The following is an 18775-nucleotide window of genomic DNA, read 5'->3' as shown; positions in this document are numbered from 1 at the left end:
CGACCCGCTGCGGGATGCGGGGTTCGAGGGAGCTGCAGGGTGGTGAATCACGAGAATCGTATCCTTGGTGTTAGCATGGCAGGCTGATTATATGATTTGTCTCCATGTCTGATACAGCCGCCCGCGCAGATCTTGTTTCCGACGATAGCGCCGACGAAAATCTCGACGAATCCGGCCGCGGGGAGCCGCAACTTGTAACCGTGCCGTCCGCCACGCGCGCCGACCGGCTCGACAAGATTCTGGCCGGCCTCCTGCCCGACCATTCCCGCAACCGCCTGCAAGGCTGGATCGAATCCGGCAACGTCCTGGTCAACGGGGCGCCAGGCAAGATCCGCCAGACGGTCGGCCCCGGCGACGAACTCACCATCTGGGCCCAACCCGCGCCCGACGCGCTGGCCTTCACGCCCGAACCCGTCGAGTTCGGCGTGGTCGCCGAAAGCCCCGACTGGATTGTCGTCAACAAGCCGGCGGGCCTGGTCACCCACCCCGGGGCCGGCAACTGGAGCGGCACGCTGCTCAACGGCCTGCTGCATCGCTACCCGGAGCTTGCGCAGGTTGCCCGCGCGGGCATCGTGCACCGCCTGGACAAGGACACCTCCGGCCTGATGGTCGTGGCCCGCAACGACATCGCCCAGACCCATCTCGTGCGCCAGCTTCAAGCGCGCAGCATGGGCCGCGAATACGTGGCCCTGGCGCACGGCTGGGTTGCCGCTGCGGGCAAGGTCGACCGCGCCATCGGCCGCGATCCGCGTGTGCCGGTGCGCATGAGCGTCGAACGGCCCGTCGCGCCCAAGCCGGCCATCACCAATTACGCGCCGGCCCGGCGCGGCTCGGTGGAACCCGGCGGCCGTGTCACCGAAGTGGTATGCCGCCTGGAGACGGGCCGAACCCACCAGATCCGAGTGCACATGGCCAGCCTGGGGCATCCGCTGCTGGCCGACACGATCTACGGCGGCAAGAACATTGCCGGGGCAGAGCGCCAGATGCTGCACGCCCGCGCGCTCCATTTCGACGATCCCGGCGGCAAGGGCGACGTCCACTTCGACGCGCCGGTGCCTGCCGACATGGCGCAGGTCCAGGAGAGCATTGCATGGAACGCCTGATTGCAGACCTGCCCGTCGTGACGGGACCCGACTGGAATGGCGTCAGCTACTTCTGCACGACCCGCGCAGGGGGCGTCGGCGTGGCGCCGCATGACACCCTCAATCTTGGCCTGCGGGCCGAAGACAACCCCGAGGCCGTGGCCGAGAATCGCCGCCGCGTGCGCGCGGCAGTGCCGGCCGCCCCCCTGTGGCTGCGTCAGGTGCATGGCAGCGAGGTCGTGGATGCGGACGCGATCGACGTGCCGGCCGAGCCTGCCGTGGACGCCAGCGTCACGGCGCAGCCCGGGCGCGTCCTGGCCATCATGGTGGCCGATTGCCTGCCGGTGCTCATCGCCGACACGGAAGGCAAGGTGCTGGGCGCGGCGCATGCCGGCTGGCGCGGCCTGGCGGGCGGGGTCCTGGAACATACGCTGGACGCCATGCGCGCCAAGGCGCCGCAGGCGGCCGGTTGGCGCGCCTGGGTCGGGCCCGGCATCGGCCCGCAGCATTTCGAAGTGGGGCAGGACGTGCTGGACGCCTTCACGGCGGACGACCCGGCCACGGCGCGCTTTTTCGCGCCACGTGCCGGCGCGGCCGGCAAGTGGCTGGCCGACCTCGCCGGATTGGCGGATTTCCGGCTGCGGCGCGCCGGGGTACAAGAGGTGTCCCTCAGCGGCGAATGCACGGTGACGCGCAAGGACCGGTACTTTTCCTACCGCCGCGACGGGGTGACGGGACGCATGGCAATGCTGGCCTGGTTGCATCCGGTTTGACGCCGCGCAAAGGCCGGCGCCGGCCTTGAGTCCCGCGGCAGCAGCCTCCTTGTATACCCGCATTGACAGCCCTGGACCCGGAATGCAACATCAATCGCGAAGTCTCGATAACAAGGTGTCGAAGTGAATGCCAATCTCTCCGCAGGTCCCATTCCGGTGAGCGTGGCACCGGAAGTCCTGGCTGACATCCAGGCAGAGTTCGCGCGCGAATGGCAACGCCTTTGCGACGATGCCCAGCGCGGCACGCTGGCGCCGCCGTCCGATCGCCGGTTCTCGGGCGATGCCTGGGCGGCGAACGCGTCGCATCTGTTGCTGGCGCATACCTATCTGCTGTCCGCCCGCGCCATGCAGCGCATGGTCGATGCCGCGCAGGTCAGCGAGCCCATGCGCGACCGCCTTCGATTCTCCATCATGCAGTGGGTCGACGCGCTGTCGCCCAGCAACTTCCTGGCATTGAATCCCGACGCGCAGCAATCCATCGTAGAAAGCGCGGGACGCGCGTTGAACGAAGGCCTTGCAAATCTGCTGGGCGACGTCCAGAAAGGCCGCATCACACAGACCGACGAGTCCCAATTCGAGATCGGCCGCAACGTGGCCACCACGCCCGGCGACGTGGTGTTCGAGAACAAGCTGTTCCAGCTCATCCAGTACGCGCCGTCGACCGGCACCGTGCACGAACGGCCACTGGTCATCGTGCCGCCGAACATCAACAAGTTCTACATCCTGGATCTGCAGCCCGAGAACTCGTTCGTGCGTCACGCGGTCGGGGAGGGCTTCACGGTCTTCCTGATTTCCTGGCGCAATCCGGTGGCGGCCGATACCGACGGCGTGGACCGCGCCACCTGGTCCGACTACCTTGACGACGCGGTGCTGCAGGCGCTGCGCGTGGCCAGCGACATCACGAAGCAGCCGCAGGTCAATGCGCTGGGCTTCTGCGTGGGCGGCACGATGCTGGGTGCGGCGCTGGCGCTGGCCGAAGCGCGCGGCGAGCATCCCGTGGCTGCGCTGACGCTGCTCACCTCGATGCTCGATTTTCACGACACCGGCGTCCTGAACGTCTTTGTCGACGAAACCCACGCGCTCATGCGCGACCATCAACTGGGCAACGGCGGCCTGATGGCGGGCCGCGACCTCGCCACCACCTTCTCGTTCCTGCGCCCCAATGAGCTGGTCTGGAACTACGTGGTCGGCAATTACCTGAAGGGTCAGAAGCCCCCGGCCTTCGATCTGCTGTTCTGGAACGGCGACAGCACGAACCTGCCGGGGCCTTTCTTTTCCTGGTATTTCCGCAATACCTACCTTGAGAACAACCTCAAGGTGCCGGGCCGCGCGCAGGCCGCTGGCCTGCCGCTGGACCTGACGCGGTTGCGCATGCCGGTCTATATCTTCGGTTCGCGCGAAGACCACATCGTGCCGTGGGTTTCGGCTTATGCATCCACGCAGGTCCTGCGCGGACCGCAGCGTTTCGTGCTGGGCGCATCCGGCCACATCGCGGGCGTGGTGAATCCGCCCGCCAAGAAGCGCCGCAGCTACTGGGTGGCCGATGCGCTGGAACAGGAAAGCCAACCGCTTCCCGGCGACCCCAACACGTGGTTTTCGCAGGCCGTGGAGCAACCCGGAAGCTGGTGGCCGGACTGGTCGGGCTGGCTGGCCGAGCATTCCGGCAAACAGGTCAAAGCAAGGACAAAGGCAGGCAATGCCAAGTACCGGCCGATCGAGCCGGCCCCTGGCAGATATGTAAAGATCCGGGCGGCCTGATACCGCGTATCGCGGTCCGATCCCCCGGGCAGGAAGATGTTTAATCAACGAGGCGTCCGTCGCACACAGGAGGAAGTCCAATGAGCGGAAAACTGGCTTACGTAACAGGCGGGATGGGCGGGATCGGCACCTCTATTTGCCAGCGCTTGGCCAAGGATGGCTTTCGCGTCGTGGCAGGTTGCGGCCCCAGCCGCAATTACCAGCAATGGCTGGATGAGCAAGCCGCGCAGGGTTTCACGTTCTACGCGTCGGTGGGCAACGTGTCCGATTGGGACTCCACCGTAGCCGCCTTCGAAAGGGTCACGGCTGACCTCGGGCCGGTGGACGTGCTGGTCAACAACGCGGGCATCACCCGCGACGGGCTGTTCCGCAAGATGACGGCCGACGATTGGCGCGCGGTCATCGACACGAACCTGAACAGCCTGTTCAACGTGACCAAGCAGGTCATCGACGGCATGGTCGAGCGCCAGTGGGGGCGCATCATCAACATCAGTTCGGTCAATGGCCAGAAGGGTCAGTTTGGCCAGACCAACTACTCCACGGCAAAGGCCGGCATCCACGGTTTCACGATGGCGCTGGCTCAGGAAGTGGCCAGCAAGGGCGTGACCGTCAACACGATCTCGCCGGGATACATCGGCACCGACATGGTCCGCGCCATCCGGCCGGACGTGCTGGAAAAAATCGTCGCCACGATTCCGGTGCGCCGCCTTGGCACGCCCGAGGAAATCGCGTCCATGACGTCGTGGCTGGCCTCGGATGAATCCGGCTTTTCGACCGGCGCGGACTTCTCGCTGAACGGCGGCCTGCACATGGGTTGACGTGACATGGGCCGCCCCGCGGCGGCCCACTGGCGCTGTACGGCTTCGGGCAGAGGGCCGTACGGCATTACACTCACATTATTCGAAGCCTAAAGAGATCGCCCGATCCGGGGACAACCATGACGCAAGCACAAACCGGCGCCAGCCTGCGCCTGATTAAAAAATACCCCAACCGTCGCTTATACGACACCCGGACCAGCACCTACATCACCCTGGCAGATGTCAAGCAACTGGTCCTGGCGAACGAGGAATTCCAGGTTGTCGATGCCAAGAGCAGCGAAGACCTGACGCGCAGCATCCTCCTGCAGATCATTCTTGAAGAGGAGAGCGGCGGCATGCCCATGTTCTCCTCGAACATGCTGTCGCAGATCATCCGTTTCTACGGCCACGCCATGCAAGGCATCATGGGCTCGTACCTGGAAAAGAACATCCAGGCCTTCATGGAGATCCAGCAGCGCATGGCCGAGCAGTCCAAGGGCCTGTACGGCAGCCAGTTCGGGCCGGAAGCCTGGACGCAATTCATGAACGTGCAGACGCCGATGCTGCAGAACATGATGAACAACTACATCGACCAGAGCAAAAACCTGTTCGTGCAGATGCAGGACCAGATGCAGGATCAGACGCGCGCGATGTTCTCGACCTTCCCGTTCACGCCGGGCAGCACCCCGGGCGCGGGCCGCAAGTAACCACCGCCGGACGCAGGGCCTGACCGGTCCGCGTCAATGCAAAAAAGCCGTCTTGGCGCATGCCAAGGCGGCTTTTTGCTGATTGAGCCAACGCAATGATCCGGCACTTTTAGTGCGGCCAGGTTCAGGGTTGTGTCAGCAAAATCCACTAAATTAATGAAAACGGTTCTTGTTTGTGTTTTGAGAGCCGCTATTTTCATTTGTGTCTCAAGGATTATGCACATGATCAAGAAAGCCTTGGCGCTGGCCATTGTCGCGTTGAGCGTGTCCGCCGCCCATGCGGCCGAATACCCCATCGGCAAGCCTGTCGAAAAGGGCGGCATGGAAATCGGCGCGGTGTATCTGCAGCCGATCGAAATGGACCCGCCCGGCATGATGCGTCCGGCCAAGGATTCCGACGTGCACCTGGAGGCCGACATCCACGCCACGGCCGGCAACAAGACTGGTTTTCCTGAAGGCGAGTGGGTGCCGTATCTGGTCGTGAATTACGAGATCCAGAAGGTCGGCAGCCAGAACGTGCAGAAGGGCACGTTCATGCCGATGGTCGCCAACGATGGCCCGCACTATGGCGAAAACGTGAAGCTCGAGGGCCCGGGCAAATACAAGCTCAAGTACACCATCCTGCCGCCGACGGCGAACAAGATGAGCCACTTCGGCCGTCACGTCGACAAGGAAACGGGTGTGGGCGAATGGTTCGAGCCGTTCGACCTGGAATATGAATTCGTCTACGCCGGCACCGGCAAGAAGGGCGGTTACTGATCGTGCGCCGCCTGCTTCGCGTACTTGCCGCAATGCTCATCGGCCTGTCCGGCGTAGCCGGCATGGCGCCTGCGCAGGCGGACGAACTGCCCACGTTCACCTTGCGGTTCAAGCCGGACGGCACGTTTGAGCCGGCCACGCTGGAAGTGCCCGCGGGCCGTTTCAAGATTGAACTCATCAACGAGAGCAACGAGCCGGTGGAATTCGAAAGCATTCCGCTGCGCAAGGAAAAAGTCCTGGGACCGGGGGTGAAGTCCTTCGTGGTCATCACCATTTCGCGTCCCGGCGAGTATCCCTTTTTTGACGACTTTCACCAGAGCGTGAAAGGCACCTTGGTCGTCAAGCCCAAGGAATAACGCGGCACCAAAGCATGGAACAGGTACTTTTCATCGTCTGGCGCGAAAGCGTCGAAGCCCTGCTCGTGGTGGGCATTCTGTATACGTGGTTGCGCGCCACGCCGGAAGGCAAGCGCGGGCTGCCGTACCTGTGGGGCGGCGTGGCGGCGGGCCTGGCGTTGGCCGTGGCGCTGGCGCTGGTGCTGCTGGGCGTGTCGTCCTGGCTCAGCGATGAAGGCCAGGAATGGTTCCAGGCCATCATGTCGCTGGCCGCTTGCGCGCTGGTCGTGCAGATGGTCGTGTGGATGAAGAAGCACGGCCGCACGCTCAAGGGCGAACTCGAAAGCGGGGCGCGCGCCTCCGTGGCAAGCGACAACTGGTGGGGCCTGCTCGTGCTGGTCGCCATCGCCGTCGCCCGCGAAGGCAGCGAGACCGTCGTGTTCCTGTACGGCACGGTGTCGGCGGGCGAGGGCGGCAGCGACATGCTGATGCTGGCCGTCGCAGGCGTGGCCGGTTTCGCGGTGGCGCTGCTGACGTTCTGGCTGCTGCAACTGGGCGGCAAGCTCATCACGTGGCGCCGCTTCTTCTTCGTGACCGAAATCCTGTTGCTGCTCCTGGCCGGCTCGTTGCTGGTGGGCGGCCTGGACCACCTGATTTCGCTGGATGTCCTGCCGACCATCGTGGACCCGGTCTGGGACAGCTCCTGGCTGCTGAGCGACAGCACGGGCATTGGCAAGGTGCTGGCCGACTTCGCGGGATACCGCGCATTGCCTGCGTTGTCCTCGCTGCTGTTGTGGGTGGCTTACTGGATCATCGTCTGGGCGCTGCTGCGCTGGGCGGGCGGACGGCCTGCGCCCGTGGCCGCTGCCCGCGGAGCATCCTGATTCCGGTGTTTTCTCCGGACTGATTTTCTTAAGGTTTGACCATGGCTGCTGCACTCGGGAGGGCAACCTCCCGCATCGCCGACTTCCTCCGTGACCATGCCCCGCTGTTGCGCAAGCTGCAGTGGGGCATTGTCGCGTTGTACGCGTTCCTCCTCATCGTGCCGGCGTTGCTGCCGCTGCCCGACAACGCGGCCTCGGTGTTCAACAACCTGACCGTCGTGGCGCAGTTTGCGTTCTGGGGCGTGTGGTGGCCGTTCGTCCTGATCTCGATGCCAATCCTGGGGCGCGCATGGTGCGGCTGGCTGTGTCCCGAAGGGATGCTGACCGAATGGGCCAGCGAGCGCGGCCAGGGCCGCGCCATTCCGAAGTGGATGCGCTGGGGCGGCTGGCCGTTCGTGGCCTTCGCGCTGACGACCATCTACGGTCAGCTGGTCAGCGTCTATCAGTACCCATTGGCGGTGCTGGCCGTCCTGGGCGGCTCCACGGTGGCGGCCATGATCGTCGGCTGGCGCTATGGGCGCAGCAAGCGCGTGTGGTGCAAGTACCTGTGCCCGGTCAATGGCGTGTTCAACCTGCTGGCCAAGCTGGCGCCCTGGCACTTCAAGGTCGACGAGGAAAAGTGGCGCCATCCCGTCATCCGCATCGAGCCCATCAACTGTGCGCCGCTGGTGCCGCTGCGCCACATGAAGGGCGCGGGCGATTGCCACGTCTGTGGACGGTGCAGTGGCTATCGCGGCGCCATTGCACTGACACCCCGCTCGCCTGAAGAAGAGATCGTGCACGTGGCCGATGGCGATCCGTGGCAGACGGCATTGCTGTGTTTCGGCCTGATGGGCATTGCGATCGGCGCGTTTCTCTGGAGCGCCAGTCCGTGGTTCGTGACGGCCAAGCAATGGGCCGCGACCTGGCTGGTCGAGCACGACATCCTATGGCCGCTGATGGACAACGCGCCGTGGTTCATCCTGACGCACTACCCGGACGTGAACGACAGCTTCTCGTGGCTGGACGGCGCCGGCATTCTGCTCTTTGTCGTCGGCGCCACGATATGCGTGGGCGGCGCGGCCTTCCTGTCGTTGTGGCTCGCCGACCGCATTGCGCCCGCCGCACCCGTGCCGCCGGCGCCCCTCAATTCCCATGCTGCCCATGCGCCCGTGTCGCGCTGGGGGCGGGCCGGCCTGCACAAGCTGGCGCAGGCGCTGATTCCGTCGGCTGGCATTGGCGTGTTTTTGGGCCTGTCCGCCACGACGATCACGCTGCTCAAGCATGAAGGCGTGCAGGCGGCATGGGCGACGCCGGTCCGGTTCACGCTGCTGACCCTGGCGGTGCTGTGGACCCTGCGTCTTTACGCGCGCCTCCTGAATGCGCGTCCGGTCGGCATGGCGCGCAAGGTTGGCGCAGGTCTTGTGCTGGCCGCGGGCCTCGCGCCATTCTGCATGGCGTGGGTGCTGTTCTTCGCGGTCTGGTAAGCGTTTGACGGGGCCGCTGCGATACAGTGGGGGCTTGTCCGGCGCCGCCGGCATTTTCCTCACTGCTATCCGCCATGGCTTCCTACGCTTTTCGCCTACTCAACGTTTTCGCCTCTTCCACCTTCAGCGGCAATCAGCTCTGTGTGTTTGAAGATGCACGCGGCATGGATGATGCCACCATGCTCAGTCTTGCGGCGCAATTCAATCTGTCCGAGACCACGTTCATCCTGCCTTCGGATCAGGCCGACGCGCGGGTGCGCGTCTTTACACCGGGCTTTGAAATGAAGTTCGCCGGGCATCCGGCCATTGGCACCGCGCAGGTCGTGCGCGACCTGCGGCAGACCGGCGACGCGTTGACGCTGGAATTTCAGGCGGGTGTCGTGCCGCTTACTGCCATTGGCGACGCGTGGACCTTCACCGCGCCGTGTCCGGGCGGGGTGCGCACCGCCGCACCCAAGTTGGATCCCGCCGGCATCGCCGGGCTGGTGGGCCTGGGCGAAAACGACCTGCTGGCCGACCCGATCTGGGTGGATACCGGCGCGGACCAGTTGCTCGTGCCGCTTGCCAGCGTGGACGCAGTGCGCCGGGCCAAGCCGGACGCGTCGCTGCTCAGCCGCTGGCAGACCAGCAGCCTCGAACGCAAGTCGCTCTATCTGTTTGCGTTTGACGAAGGCAATGTCCAGGCGGGCCGACAGGTCGTCGTGGCCCGCTACTTTTACGCCACGCCGGGCGGTGCGATCAACGAAGATCCCGGCACCGGTTCGGCTTGCGCCAATCTCGGCGGCTGGCTCCTGCATCGCAAGGCCGCGCTGCCCGCCAGCGTGCTGGTGGAGCAGGGCGACCAGACCGGCCGCCCCTGCCGCCTGCAGCTGGATGTGTCGACCGATGGCCGCATCCAGGTGGGCGGACGCGCGCTGGAAATCGGCCGCGGCGCCGTCACGCTATAGCAGAACGCAAATCCCAAAGCGAGCATGTAAAAGCCAGACGTGAAAACGGCGCCTGTTTGCACAGGCGCCGTTTTCAAATCAGGCGTCAACTACATCGATGCCTTGATTACTTGCGGTTCTTGGCCGGATCAACCTTGATGTTGTTCTTGACCTGCTTCACGCCTTCAACGCCACGGGCGACCTTGGCGGCGTGATCCGCTTCGGCAGCGGTGCCGACGGTGCCGGTCAGCGTGGCTTCGCCGTTGTTGGTTTCGACGGCGATTTCCAGGGCGCTCAGCTGCTTGTCGGCAACAAAGGCGGCCTTGACCTTCGTGGTCACGGTGGCGTCGGACGCGTACTCACCCACGGACTGTTTCGGCTTGCCGTCATCGGCGGCAAAAGCCATGGAAGTGAAGACAGCGCCCGTACCCAGTGCGGCGGCGGCGATCAGCTTGCGAATTTCCATAGTAATGCTCCTTTTTATTGGTGTTCAGCGCGTTCGTGACGCTATGACGATCTACTAAAGCTCAGATGCGGGTTCTATTTCTTGCGGAAGGCGCCGCCCAGAATGGACAGGAGAGCCAGGACCAGAAAGACGAAGAACAGGATCTTGGCAATCCCCGCGGCGCCGGCGGCGATGCCGCCGAACCCCAGGACAGCCGCGATGATCGCGATAACGAAGAAAACTACGGCGTAATGCAACATGTCAGCTTCTCCTGGTGGTTATGGGAATCAGGGATTGCGGTCGAAGAAGTCGCGGACTTCCTTTTGCGCCTCATCCTTGGTCTTGCCGTAGCGTTCCTGGATCAGACCAGCCAGACGCTCGGCGTTGCCTTCGGTGCGGGTCAGTTCGTCGTCGGTGAGTTCACCCCAAGCCGCCTTGGCCTTGCCCGTCAGTTGCTTCCACTTTCCGGCGATGATGTCGTTGTTCATGGTGACCTCTCTCTGGTTTCGTGCGGCGGCAGGTTCATGGCCTATGAAGCTGCCGGAACGCGGTGTGTTGGGAACTGATCAGCTAGGTTCTAAGCTACGAGTCGCCCCCTGGGGCTGTCAAACCACGCTGTGGAGAAATGTAACTGCGCCGCCTCTGAAAATGCCCCGGGTTTGAGACGAGAAAACGCGTTCCGGGCGCACGAAGGTCGAGTTACATTTGAGCAACCATTTGACCCCTTTTGTGCGTGGCTAGTAACCGATCCGCTCTCGAAACCCACTGCTGGCGCGGCTGGCCGGGCAGGGCGCATGCCGGTATAGTCCACACGGAACCGGCTGGCGGTTCGCCACGTAAAGGGAGAAAAGCTCGCATGACGAAACGACTTTGCAGCGCCATCTTGCTGGCGCTTGGCGCCATGGCGGCCGTGGGGTGCACGCACGTGACGGACCGGTATCAGGCCTCGGCGCCCATCGCATCCCCGCACGGCTGATGGCATCGCAAGACGAAAAAAAACGGGGCGCCTGAGCGCCCCGTCCGCATTTGCGCCGAGCCGTTCAGGGCTGGGCGATGCGCTTGGCGATGTGGTCCAGCGCTTCTTCCACCTGATCGACCAGGATCAGGCACAGATCGCCCGAATTCAGGCGCGCCAGCGCCGTGTCGATGGCCACGAACTCACCATGGATCTCGTCGATCTGCGTGGTGCGGCTGGCGCCCACCAGACCCTGCTGCAACAGGGCCAGCACTTCGCCGTCCGCGCGGCCGCGTTGGCACTGGTCCTGGTAGAGCAGCACGTCGTCGAAGGCGGCGCCCAGGATCTCGGTCTGCATGCGGATGTCTTCGTCGCGGCGGTCGCCCGCGCCACTGATGACGACCGAGCGGCGCTTGGCCGGCATGGCGTCCACGGCACGCACCAGCGCCTGGATGGCGTCGGGGTTGTGGCCATAGTCGGCGATCACCGTGGCGCCGCGGTAGTCGAACACGTTGAAGCGGCCAGGAGCCGTCTGCGCGTCGTTGACGAACGTGGCCAGGCCGCGGCGCACGACATCCCAGCCCAGGTCCAGCGCCCACGCCGCAGCAATGGAAGCCATCGCGTTCTCGACCTGGAAGGTGATCGTGCCGTTGCGCGTGAGGGGGATCTCGGCCAGCGGGAAACGCACCTCGTCGGCGCCTTGTGCCGCCACGATGGCATCGCCATCGCGGTAGACCGAACGCAGGCCCTGCGCGCGATGCGTGGCCAGCACGGGATGGTTGCGGTCTTCGGCAAAGTAGGTGATCGAGCCCGGGCAGCTTGCAGCCATCTCGGCCACGATGGGATCGGCCGCGTTCAGCACGGCCATGCCCGACGGATGCACGTGCTGCACGATGACGCGCTTGACGACGGCCAGGTCCTCGACCGTGCTGATGTAGCCGAGCCCCAGGTGGTCGCCCATGCCGATGTTGGTGACGATGGCGACGTTGCAGCGGTCGAACGCCAGGCCTTCGCGCAGGATGCCGCCGCGCGCGGTTTCAAACACCGCGGCGTCCACGTCCGGGTGCATCAGCACGCTGCGCGCGCTGCGCGGGCCGCTGCAGTCGCCGGTGTCGATGCGCAGATTGTCGACGTACACGCCGTCGGAGTTCGTCATGCCCACGCGGTTGCCGGCCGCGCCCAGCAGGTGCGCTGTCAGGCGGACCGTGGTGGTCTTGCCGTTGGTGCCCGCGACGGCCACGACCGGAATGCGGCCGTCGTCGCCGTCCGCGAACATGTTGGCGATGATGGCTTCGCCCACCGCGCGGCCCTTGCCGAACGAGGGGTTCAGGTGCATGCGCAGGCCAGGCGCGGCGTTGACTTCCACGACGCCACCGTGCTGCTCTTCAAGCGGGTATTGCACCGTTTCGGCCACCACGTCCACGCCGCAGATGTCCAGGCCGATCATGCGGGCCGCGGACACCGCGCGCGCCGCCATTTCGGGGTGGACCTCGTCGGTCACGTCGGTTGCGGACCCGCCGGTGCTCAGGTTGGCGTTGTTGCGCAGGAAGATCAGCGTGCCGGCGGGCGGTACGGAATCGGCGTCAAAGCCCTGTTTTTTCAGCGTCGCCAGGGCGATGTCGTCGAAACGGATCTTCGTCAGCGAGGTGGCATGGCCGTCGCCGCGCAACGGGTCGGCGTTGACCTGCTCCACCAGTTGGCGGATGGTCTGCTGCCCGTCGCCCGTGACTTGCGGCGGATCGCGTCGCGACGCCGCGACCATCGCGCCGCCCACCACCAGCAGGCGGAAATCGTGGCCCGGGATGTAGCGTTCGACGATGACCTCGGAGCTGATCTCTTCGGCCACTTCAAAGGCCTGGATCACGCGCTCGCGGGTTTCGATGTTGACCGCGACGCCACGGCCCTGGCTGCCGTCGCGCGGCTTGACCACGACCGGACCGCCCAGTTCCTGCGCCGCTTCCCAGGCCTCTTCGGCGGTGGTCACCGAACGGCCCATCGGCACCGGCACGCCCGCGGCGTCCAGCAGCATCTTGGTCAGGTCCTTGTCCTGCGCGATGGATTCGGAGATGGCGCTGGTCAGGTCGGTTTCGGCGGCCTGGATGCGGCGCTGTTTGCTGCCCCAGCCAAACTGGACCATGCTGCCTTGCGTGAGGCGGCGGTAGGGGATGTTGCGCGCGGTGGCGGCGTTCACGATGGAGCCGGTGCTCGGCCCCAGACGCACGTCTTCGTCCAGCTCGCGCAGACGCTTCAGGGCGTCGGCAATGTCGAACGGCGTGTCATCGAGCGCGGCGCGCACGAGGTCCTGCGCCAGTTCCATCGCCAGCTTGCCGACTTCTTCTTCGCTGTACTCGACCACGACCTGGAACACGCCCGGTTCGATGGTGGAGGCGGTGCGGCCGAACGTGACGGGGCAGCCGGCGTGCGCCTGCATCGTCAGCGCAACGATCTGCAGCACGTGGGCGATGGACACCGCGCCCTGGTGACCTTCGGGGCGCAGCAGGCCGGTTTGCGGCAGCCGCGCGCGCAGGCGGGCTTCGAACTCGGGCAGGTTGTCGATGGAGCATTCGGCATCGCCGCAGGACACGATGGCCTCGATGGCGGTGTTCTTGCTCCACAGATTGGGGCCGCGCAATGCTCGGATTCGGGAGACTTCCATGGCAGGGTTTCCTGTCGTCTGGCGCGCGTCCACCGGGGGCGGCCGCGCGCCTAATAAGGTCAGTTTTGTTGGATCCAGCGGCGGACCAGATCGATGGTCGGGCCGGAGAACGCCTCGTCGGACTGCAGCAGCGCGAAGTCGCCGGCGCCGATGCCGTCCAGCACGCTGGCAATGGCCTTGCCGTGGTCGGGCTCGTCCTTGATGTCCTTGACGCGGCTGCCTTGCCCCAGGCCCTGGCGGAGCAGCGCGCGCGCTTCGCCGTCGGGGCGCTTGCTGCGCACGGTCGCGTCGTCATATAGAACCACGCGGTCGAACGCGTCGCCAAGGAGCTTGCCCTGTTCGATCAGGTCCGCGTCGCGGCGGTCCGCGCCGGCCGAGTAGACGGCGGCGCGCTTGGCGGACGGAAACTGATCGATGGCCGTGATCAGCGGGCGCAGCGCGGACGCGTTGTGCACGTCGTCTACGACCACCGTGGCGCCATTGCGCTCGAACAGCGTGAACTGCCACGGCGCGTCGGCCTGGTCGATGTCGAAGGTCTCGATGCCGGCGCGGATCAGTTCCACCGGGATGTCCAGCGCCCACGCCGAACCCACGGCTGCCAGCACATTTTCAACCTGGAAGGCCACGCGGCCGCCATGTGTCAGCGGGATGGCCGCGACGTCGGCCAGGCGTTCTTCTTGGCTGCCCTGTGCCAGCACGATGCTGCCGTCGCGCACGAACACCGCGCGTCCGTCCTGGGCCAGGTGCTGGACGATGGCGGGCAGGGCGGGATCGATGCCGAAGAAGATCACGCCGCCGTCGCAGAGCTCGGCCATTTCGACCACGCGCGGATCGCGCGCGTTCAGCACGGCCACGCCATCGGGCAGGACTACGTCCACCTGCGTGCGGAACACGTTGAACAGGCGTTCCGTTTCGTTGATGTCGAAGTCGCCGAGATGATCGCCGTCGTCGATGTTGGTGACCACGCCGACCTGGCAGCGGTCGTAGGCCAGGCCCTGGCCGAGGATCACGCCGCTGTCGTTCTCGATGACGGCGGCGTCCACGTTGCGGTTCATGAGCAGGCGCGTGCCCGACGCGAAGTCGGCGCGGTCGCCCTTTTGCACGAGACGGCGGTCCAGGTAAAGGCCTTCGCTGCACGCGAGGCCGGTGCGCTTGCCTGACAGGTGCAGCAAGCGCGCCACCAGGCGGGCGACGACGGTCTTGCCGTTGGTGCCGGTCACGCCGACGATGGGAATGCGGCCCGCGTCGCCCTCGGGGAAGAGGTGGTCGACGATCGCGCGGCCCACGGGACGCGGCGTGCCGTCGGCGGGCTTCAGGTGCATCAGCAGGCCAGGTCCGGCGTTGACTTCGACGATGGCGCCGCGCTGTTCATCCAGCGGGCGTGTGATGTCTTCGGCCACGAGGTCCACGCCGGCGATGTCCAGGCCGACGATGCGCGCGGCCAGCGTCACGGTGGCGGCCACGCTGGGGTGGACGCGATCGGTCACGTCGAACGCGACGTTGCCGCTGCGCTGCACCAGCACGCGCTGGCCTTCGGGCGGCACGCTGTCTTCCGACAGGCCCTGGCGCGCGATCTCCAGCCGGGCGGCGGAATCCAGGCGCACGGGATTGAGCGGATGGTTTTCGGTACGGCCGCGGCGCGGGTCGGTATTGATCTGGCTGTCGATGAGTTCGGTGATGGTCGACTTGCCGTCGCCCGTCACCCACGCCGGTTCGCCGGCGGCCGCCGCGACCATGCGGTTGCCCACCACCAGCAGGCGGTGTTCGTTGCCCAGCACGAAGCGTTCGACGATGACGCCGCTGCCTTCGTCCACCGCGACGCGATAGGCCGAGACCACTTCCTCGCGCGTCGTCAGATTGGTGAAGACGCCGCGGCCATGGTTGCCGTCGTAGGGCTTGACCACCACGGGCAGGCCGATATCCTCGGCGGCGTCCCACGCGTCTTCCTCGCTTTCAACGAGGCGCCCCTCGGGCACCGGCACGCCGCAGGTCGACAGCAGTTCCTTGGTCAGGTCCTTGTCGCGTGAAATGCCTTCGGCGATGGCGCTGGTGCGATCGGTTTCGGCCGTCCAGATGCGGCGCTGCGCCGAGCCGTAGCCGAATTGGACGAGGTTGCCCTCAAAAAGACGGATATACGGAATATCGCGATCATCGGCCGCATCGACGATGCAGGCCGTGCTGGGGCCGAGGCAGTGGCGGTCGACCAGGCTGCGCAGCTTGGCCACGGTGGCGGGCACGTCGAACGGCCGGTCCTCGATGGCGGCCATGACGAGGTCGCGCGCTTCGTTCAATGCAGTTCGGGTGACCTGTTCCTGCCAGGCGCGCACGACGACCTTGTAGACGCCGCGCTTGGAGGTTTCGCGAGCCTTGCCGAAGCCGCCGCGCAAGCCGGCCAGGTTCTGCAATTCAAGCGTGACGTGTTCAAGAATGTGGCCGGGCCACGTGCCTTCTTTCAGGCGGGCAAGAAAACCGCCCCGCACGCCGGGGCTGCATCGATGTTCGATCAGCGTCGGCAGCCATTCCGTCAGGCGCTCATAAAATCCGGGAATCGTGTTGGAGGGGTAATCCTCCAGTTCACCGATATCCACCCATGCTTCAAGGACCGGACGATACGTCCAAATGTTCGGGCCGCGCAAAGCCACGACATCGATAAATTCAATGTCTTTCTTTTTCATGTTTTAATTCGCTCGAGAAGCAGGTTGGCACGCGCGGACGCCCCTATGCAAGACCGCGATTTTATTGGGGTTGCGCCTTAAGAATAATGCCAACGAGTGGGGGATCCCAGATGTTCCTAATTAGAAAAATCGGCTGATACTATACGACGCCTTCATGGCGTGAACTCGTTGTGTTGTAAGGAAGGGACACGTTTGCCGCCGATGGCGTCAAACCGGTTGCCGCCTAGTAGGGCAGAGTCCTGGCCCGGTATGCGTTCCAATGAAAAAACCACACCTGCTTTCCGGCCTTGCCGACGCATTTCCTGCCCGCTGGCGGGATGAAATCCGCACCGAAGTGGCGGATGACGAAACCCTTCTGGCCTGGGTTGAAATAGACCTCGATCAGCGTTTGAAATTCCAGCCGGGTCTGGTCGCCGTGACCGATAAACGGCTGATCGCCCGCCTTCCCGACGATTCCGGTTGGGAATCCTGGCCATACGGCCCTCAATTGAAGCTATCCCTCAGCGATCATGCCGGCGCCGCCGTGCTGGAGCTGCACGACGACACCGGCCGTCTGGGCGTCTGGCGATTCACGCTGGCTTGCAATCCCGCGGCGCTGCGGCTGTTGGCCCAGTTTGAGACGCAGCAGTCGATTCGTCTGTCGGGCAAGCCGGCCGAAGCCCTGGAAGAACGCACCTGCACGATCTGTAATAACGTCATTCCCGCGGGCGAGGAAGAATGCCCGACTTGCAATCAGGAACAGGCCGCGCCGTCGACCACCTGGGCGCTCTTGCGGCTGTGGCGTTTTGCGCGGCCCTACCGCGGCCCGCTGTTTGCCGGGTTTCTGCTGACATTGCTCGGCACCGCGGCCACGCTGGTGCCGCCGTACCTGACGATGCCGCTGATGGACGATGTGCTGATTCCGTTCCAGAACGGCGCGCCCATTGATTACAGCCTCGTGCGGCTTTATCTGGGTGGCCTGTTGGGATCGGCCATTCTGGCGTGGGGGCTGGGTTGGGCGCGCACGTATATTCTGGCGTGGGTCAGCGAACGCATCGGCGCGGATCTGCGCACCACCACTTACGCGCACCTGCAGCAACTGTCGCTTGAGTATTTCGGCGGCAAGCGCACCGGCGATCTGATTTCGCGCATTGGTAGCGAAACCGACCGCATCTGCGTATTCCTGTCGCTGCACCTGCTGGACTTCGCCACCGACATTCTGATGATCGCCATGACGGCGGTCATTCTGATCAGCATCAATCCGTGGCTTGCGCTGGTCACGCTGGTGCCGCTGCCGTTCATCATCTGGATGATCCACGCGGTGCGCGACCGCTTGCGGCACGGCTTCGAAAAGGTCGACCGCATCTGGTCCGAGATCACGAACGTGCTGGCCGACACCATTCCCGGCATCCGCGTGGTCAAGGCATTTGCGCAGGAAAAGCGCGAGGTCGCGCGTTTCCGCGAAGCCAACAACCGCAACCTGGAAGTGAACGATCGCGTCAACACGACGTGGTCGTTGTTTTCGCCGACGGTCACGCTGCTGACTGAAGTTGGCCTGTTGGTGGTGTGGATCTTCGGCATCTGGCAGGTGTCGCAAAAGCAGATCACCGTGGGTGTGCTGGCTGCGTTCCTGGCGTATATCGGGCGCTTCTACATGCGCCTGGATTCCATGAGCCGTATCGTGTCGGTCACGCAAAAGGCCGCGGCCGGCGCCAAGCGCATCTTCGACATCCTGGACCACGTGTCCAGCGTGCCGGAACCCCAAAACCCCGCCAAGCTGCCGCATATCAACGGCCGCATCGAGCTGCGCGACGTGGGCTTTCGCTACGGCAACCGCCAGGTCATCCGCGGGTTGAATCTGACGATCGCCCCGGGCGAAATGATCGGGCTCGTGGGCCACAGCGGTTCGGGCAAGAGCACGCTGATCAACCTGATCTGCCGTTTCTACGACGTATCCGAAGGCGCCGTGATGGTGGATGGCGCGGACATCCGTTCGGTCCGCGTGGCCGACTACCGGCGCAATATCGGGCTGGTGCTGCAGGAACCGTTCCTGTTCTTTGGCACCATTGCCGAGAACATTGCTTACGGCAGGCCGGACGCCACTCGCGACGAGATCGTGGCTGCGGCGCGCGCCGCGCATGCGCACGAATTCATCCTGCGCCTGCCGCACGGCTACGACTCGCTGGTGGGCGAGCGCGGCCAGGCCTTGTCCGGCGGCGAACGCCAGCGCATCTCGATTGCGCGCGCCCTGTTGATCGACCCGCGCATCCTGATTCTTGATGAAGCGACGTCGTCGGTGGACACCACGACCGAGAAAGAAATTCAGAAGGCGCTGGACAACCTGGTCCGCGGCCGCACCACCATTGCGATTGCGCACCGCCTGAGCACCCTGCGCAAGGCCGACCGGCTGGTGGTCCTGGACCGCGGCCAGATCGTGGAGCAGGGGCCGCACGAAGAACTGATGGCCCGCGAGGGCGCCTACTATCGCCTGTATCAGGCGCAGGCGCGCCAGGCGGAAGCCGACGCGCAGGCGTCGGGCAGCGAAGACATGGCCGCCGTGGCCTGACGCGGAAACGGA

At 65.0% G+C, this 18775-nt stretch carries 16 protein-coding genes; 11 read left to right on the top strand and 5 right to left on the bottom strand.

Going from position 1 to position 18775, the window contains the following annotated elements; all coding sequences use genetic code 11:
- Positions 1-104: 104 nt before the first annotated feature.
- The 10 genes from B2W22_RS18700 (at position 105) to B2W22_RS18655 (ending at position 9508) form a co-directional block, all read left to right on the top strand.
- Complete coding sequence (locus B2W22_RS18700; protein ID WP_175122870.1) at positions 105-1103, top strand: RluA family pseudouridine synthase; 999 nt, start codon at positions 105-107, stop codon at positions 1101-1103.
- Positions 1091-1855 carry a peptidoglycan editing factor PgeF gene (gene pgeF / locus B2W22_RS18695; RefSeq protein ID WP_286939129.1) on the top strand — a complete coding sequence of 255 codons (765 nt, stop codon included), beginning with the start codon at positions 1091-1093 and terminating at the stop codon, positions 1853-1855. The genes B2W22_RS18700 and pgeF overlap by 13 nt, the downstream gene beginning before the upstream one ends.
- 123 nt (positions 1856-1978) lie before the next feature.
- A complete protein-coding gene (locus B2W22_RS18690) occupies positions 1979-3613 on the top strand; it encodes a PHA/PHB synthase family protein (RefSeq protein ID WP_286939127.1) in 1635 nt (544 codons plus the stop codon).
- A gap of 80 nt (positions 3614-3693) precedes the next feature.
- Positions 3694-4431, top strand: a complete 738-nt coding sequence (locus tag B2W22_RS18685; RefSeq protein WP_056567753.1) for a 3-ketoacyl-ACP reductase — start codon at positions 3694-3696, stop codon at positions 4429-4431.
- Between the two features lie 119 nt (positions 4432-4550).
- Positions 4551-5117: a polyhydroxyalkanoate synthesis repressor PhaR gene (gene phaR / locus B2W22_RS18680; protein ID WP_175122867.1), complete on the top strand. Its 567-nt coding sequence runs from the start codon at positions 4551-4553 to the stop codon at positions 5115-5117.
- Between the two features lie 222 nt (positions 5118-5339).
- On the top strand, positions 5340-5876 hold the full coding sequence (locus B2W22_RS18675; RefSeq protein WP_056569437.1) for an iron transporter: 537 nt from the start codon (positions 5340-5342) through the stop codon (positions 5874-5876).
- Between the two features lie 32 nt (positions 5877-5908).
- Positions 5909-6232, top strand: coding sequence for a cupredoxin domain-containing protein (locus B2W22_RS18670; protein WP_175123344.1), 324 nt, complete (start codon positions 5909-5911; stop codon positions 6230-6232).
- A gap of 14 nt (positions 6233-6246) precedes the next feature.
- Complete coding sequence (locus B2W22_RS18665) at positions 6247-7095, top strand: FTR1 family iron permease (protein WP_175122866.1); 849 nt, start codon at positions 6247-6249, stop codon at positions 7093-7095.
- A gap of 41 nt (positions 7096-7136) precedes the next feature.
- The gene (locus B2W22_RS18660) at positions 7137-8561 is read left to right on the top strand and encodes a 4Fe-4S binding protein (protein ID WP_286939126.1); all 1425 of its coding nucleotides are present in this window, start codon (positions 7137-7139) and stop codon (positions 8559-8561) included.
- A 74-nt stretch (positions 8562-8635) separates the two neighbouring features.
- Positions 8636-9508 (top strand): PhzF family phenazine biosynthesis protein, encoded by an 873-nt coding sequence (locus B2W22_RS18655; protein WP_286939125.1) that lies wholly within the window; start codon positions 8636-8638, stop codon positions 9506-9508.
- A gap of 106 nt (positions 9509-9614) precedes the next feature.
- On the opposite strand, the gene B2W22_RS18650 is transcribed toward B2W22_RS18655, so the two are convergent.
- From B2W22_RS18650 to cphA (B2W22_RS18630), 5 genes are all read right to left on the bottom strand, one after another.
- A complete protein-coding gene (locus B2W22_RS18650) occupies positions 9615-9953 on the bottom strand; it encodes a BON domain-containing protein (protein WP_056567736.1) in 339 nt (112 codons plus the stop codon).
- 74 nt (positions 9954-10027) lie between these two features.
- Positions 10028-10192, bottom strand: a complete 165-nt coding sequence (locus B2W22_RS18645; RefSeq protein WP_006389411.1) for a DUF1328 domain-containing protein — start codon at positions 10190-10192, stop codon at positions 10028-10030.
- Positions 10193-10219: 27 nt separating this feature from the next.
- Positions 10220-10420, bottom strand: coding sequence for a CsbD family protein (locus B2W22_RS18640; protein ID WP_006218180.1), 201 nt, complete (start codon positions 10418-10420; stop codon positions 10220-10222).
- A 552-nt stretch (positions 10421-10972) separates the two neighbouring features.
- On the bottom strand, positions 10973-13543 hold the full coding sequence (gene cphA, locus B2W22_RS18635) for a cyanophycin synthetase (RefSeq protein WP_286939123.1): 2571 nt from the start codon (positions 13541-13543) through the stop codon (positions 10973-10975).
- Positions 13544-13602: 59 nt separating this feature from the next.
- Complete coding sequence (gene cphA, locus B2W22_RS18630) at positions 13603-16218, bottom strand: cyanophycin synthetase (protein ID WP_286939121.1); 2616 nt, start codon at positions 16216-16218, stop codon at positions 13603-13605.
- A 259-nt stretch (positions 16219-16477) separates the two neighbouring features.
- Between cphA (B2W22_RS18630) and B2W22_RS18625 the strand changes: the two genes are divergently transcribed.
- Positions 16478-18763 (top strand): ABC transporter ATP-binding protein, encoded by a 2286-nt coding sequence (locus B2W22_RS18625; RefSeq protein ID WP_175122861.1) that lies wholly within the window; start codon positions 16478-16480, stop codon positions 18761-18763.
- Positions 18764-18775 lie beyond the last annotated feature (12 nt).

Source organism: Achromobacter sp. UBA4530 (genome assembly GCF_002388205.1).
In the GTDB taxonomy this organism is placed as follows: domain Bacteria; phylum Pseudomonadota; class Gammaproteobacteria; order Burkholderiales; family Burkholderiaceae_B; genus Achromobacter; species Achromobacter animicus.
Note: the sequence above shows the minus strand (reverse complement) of the source record. Positions and strands in the feature narration are given on the sequence as shown.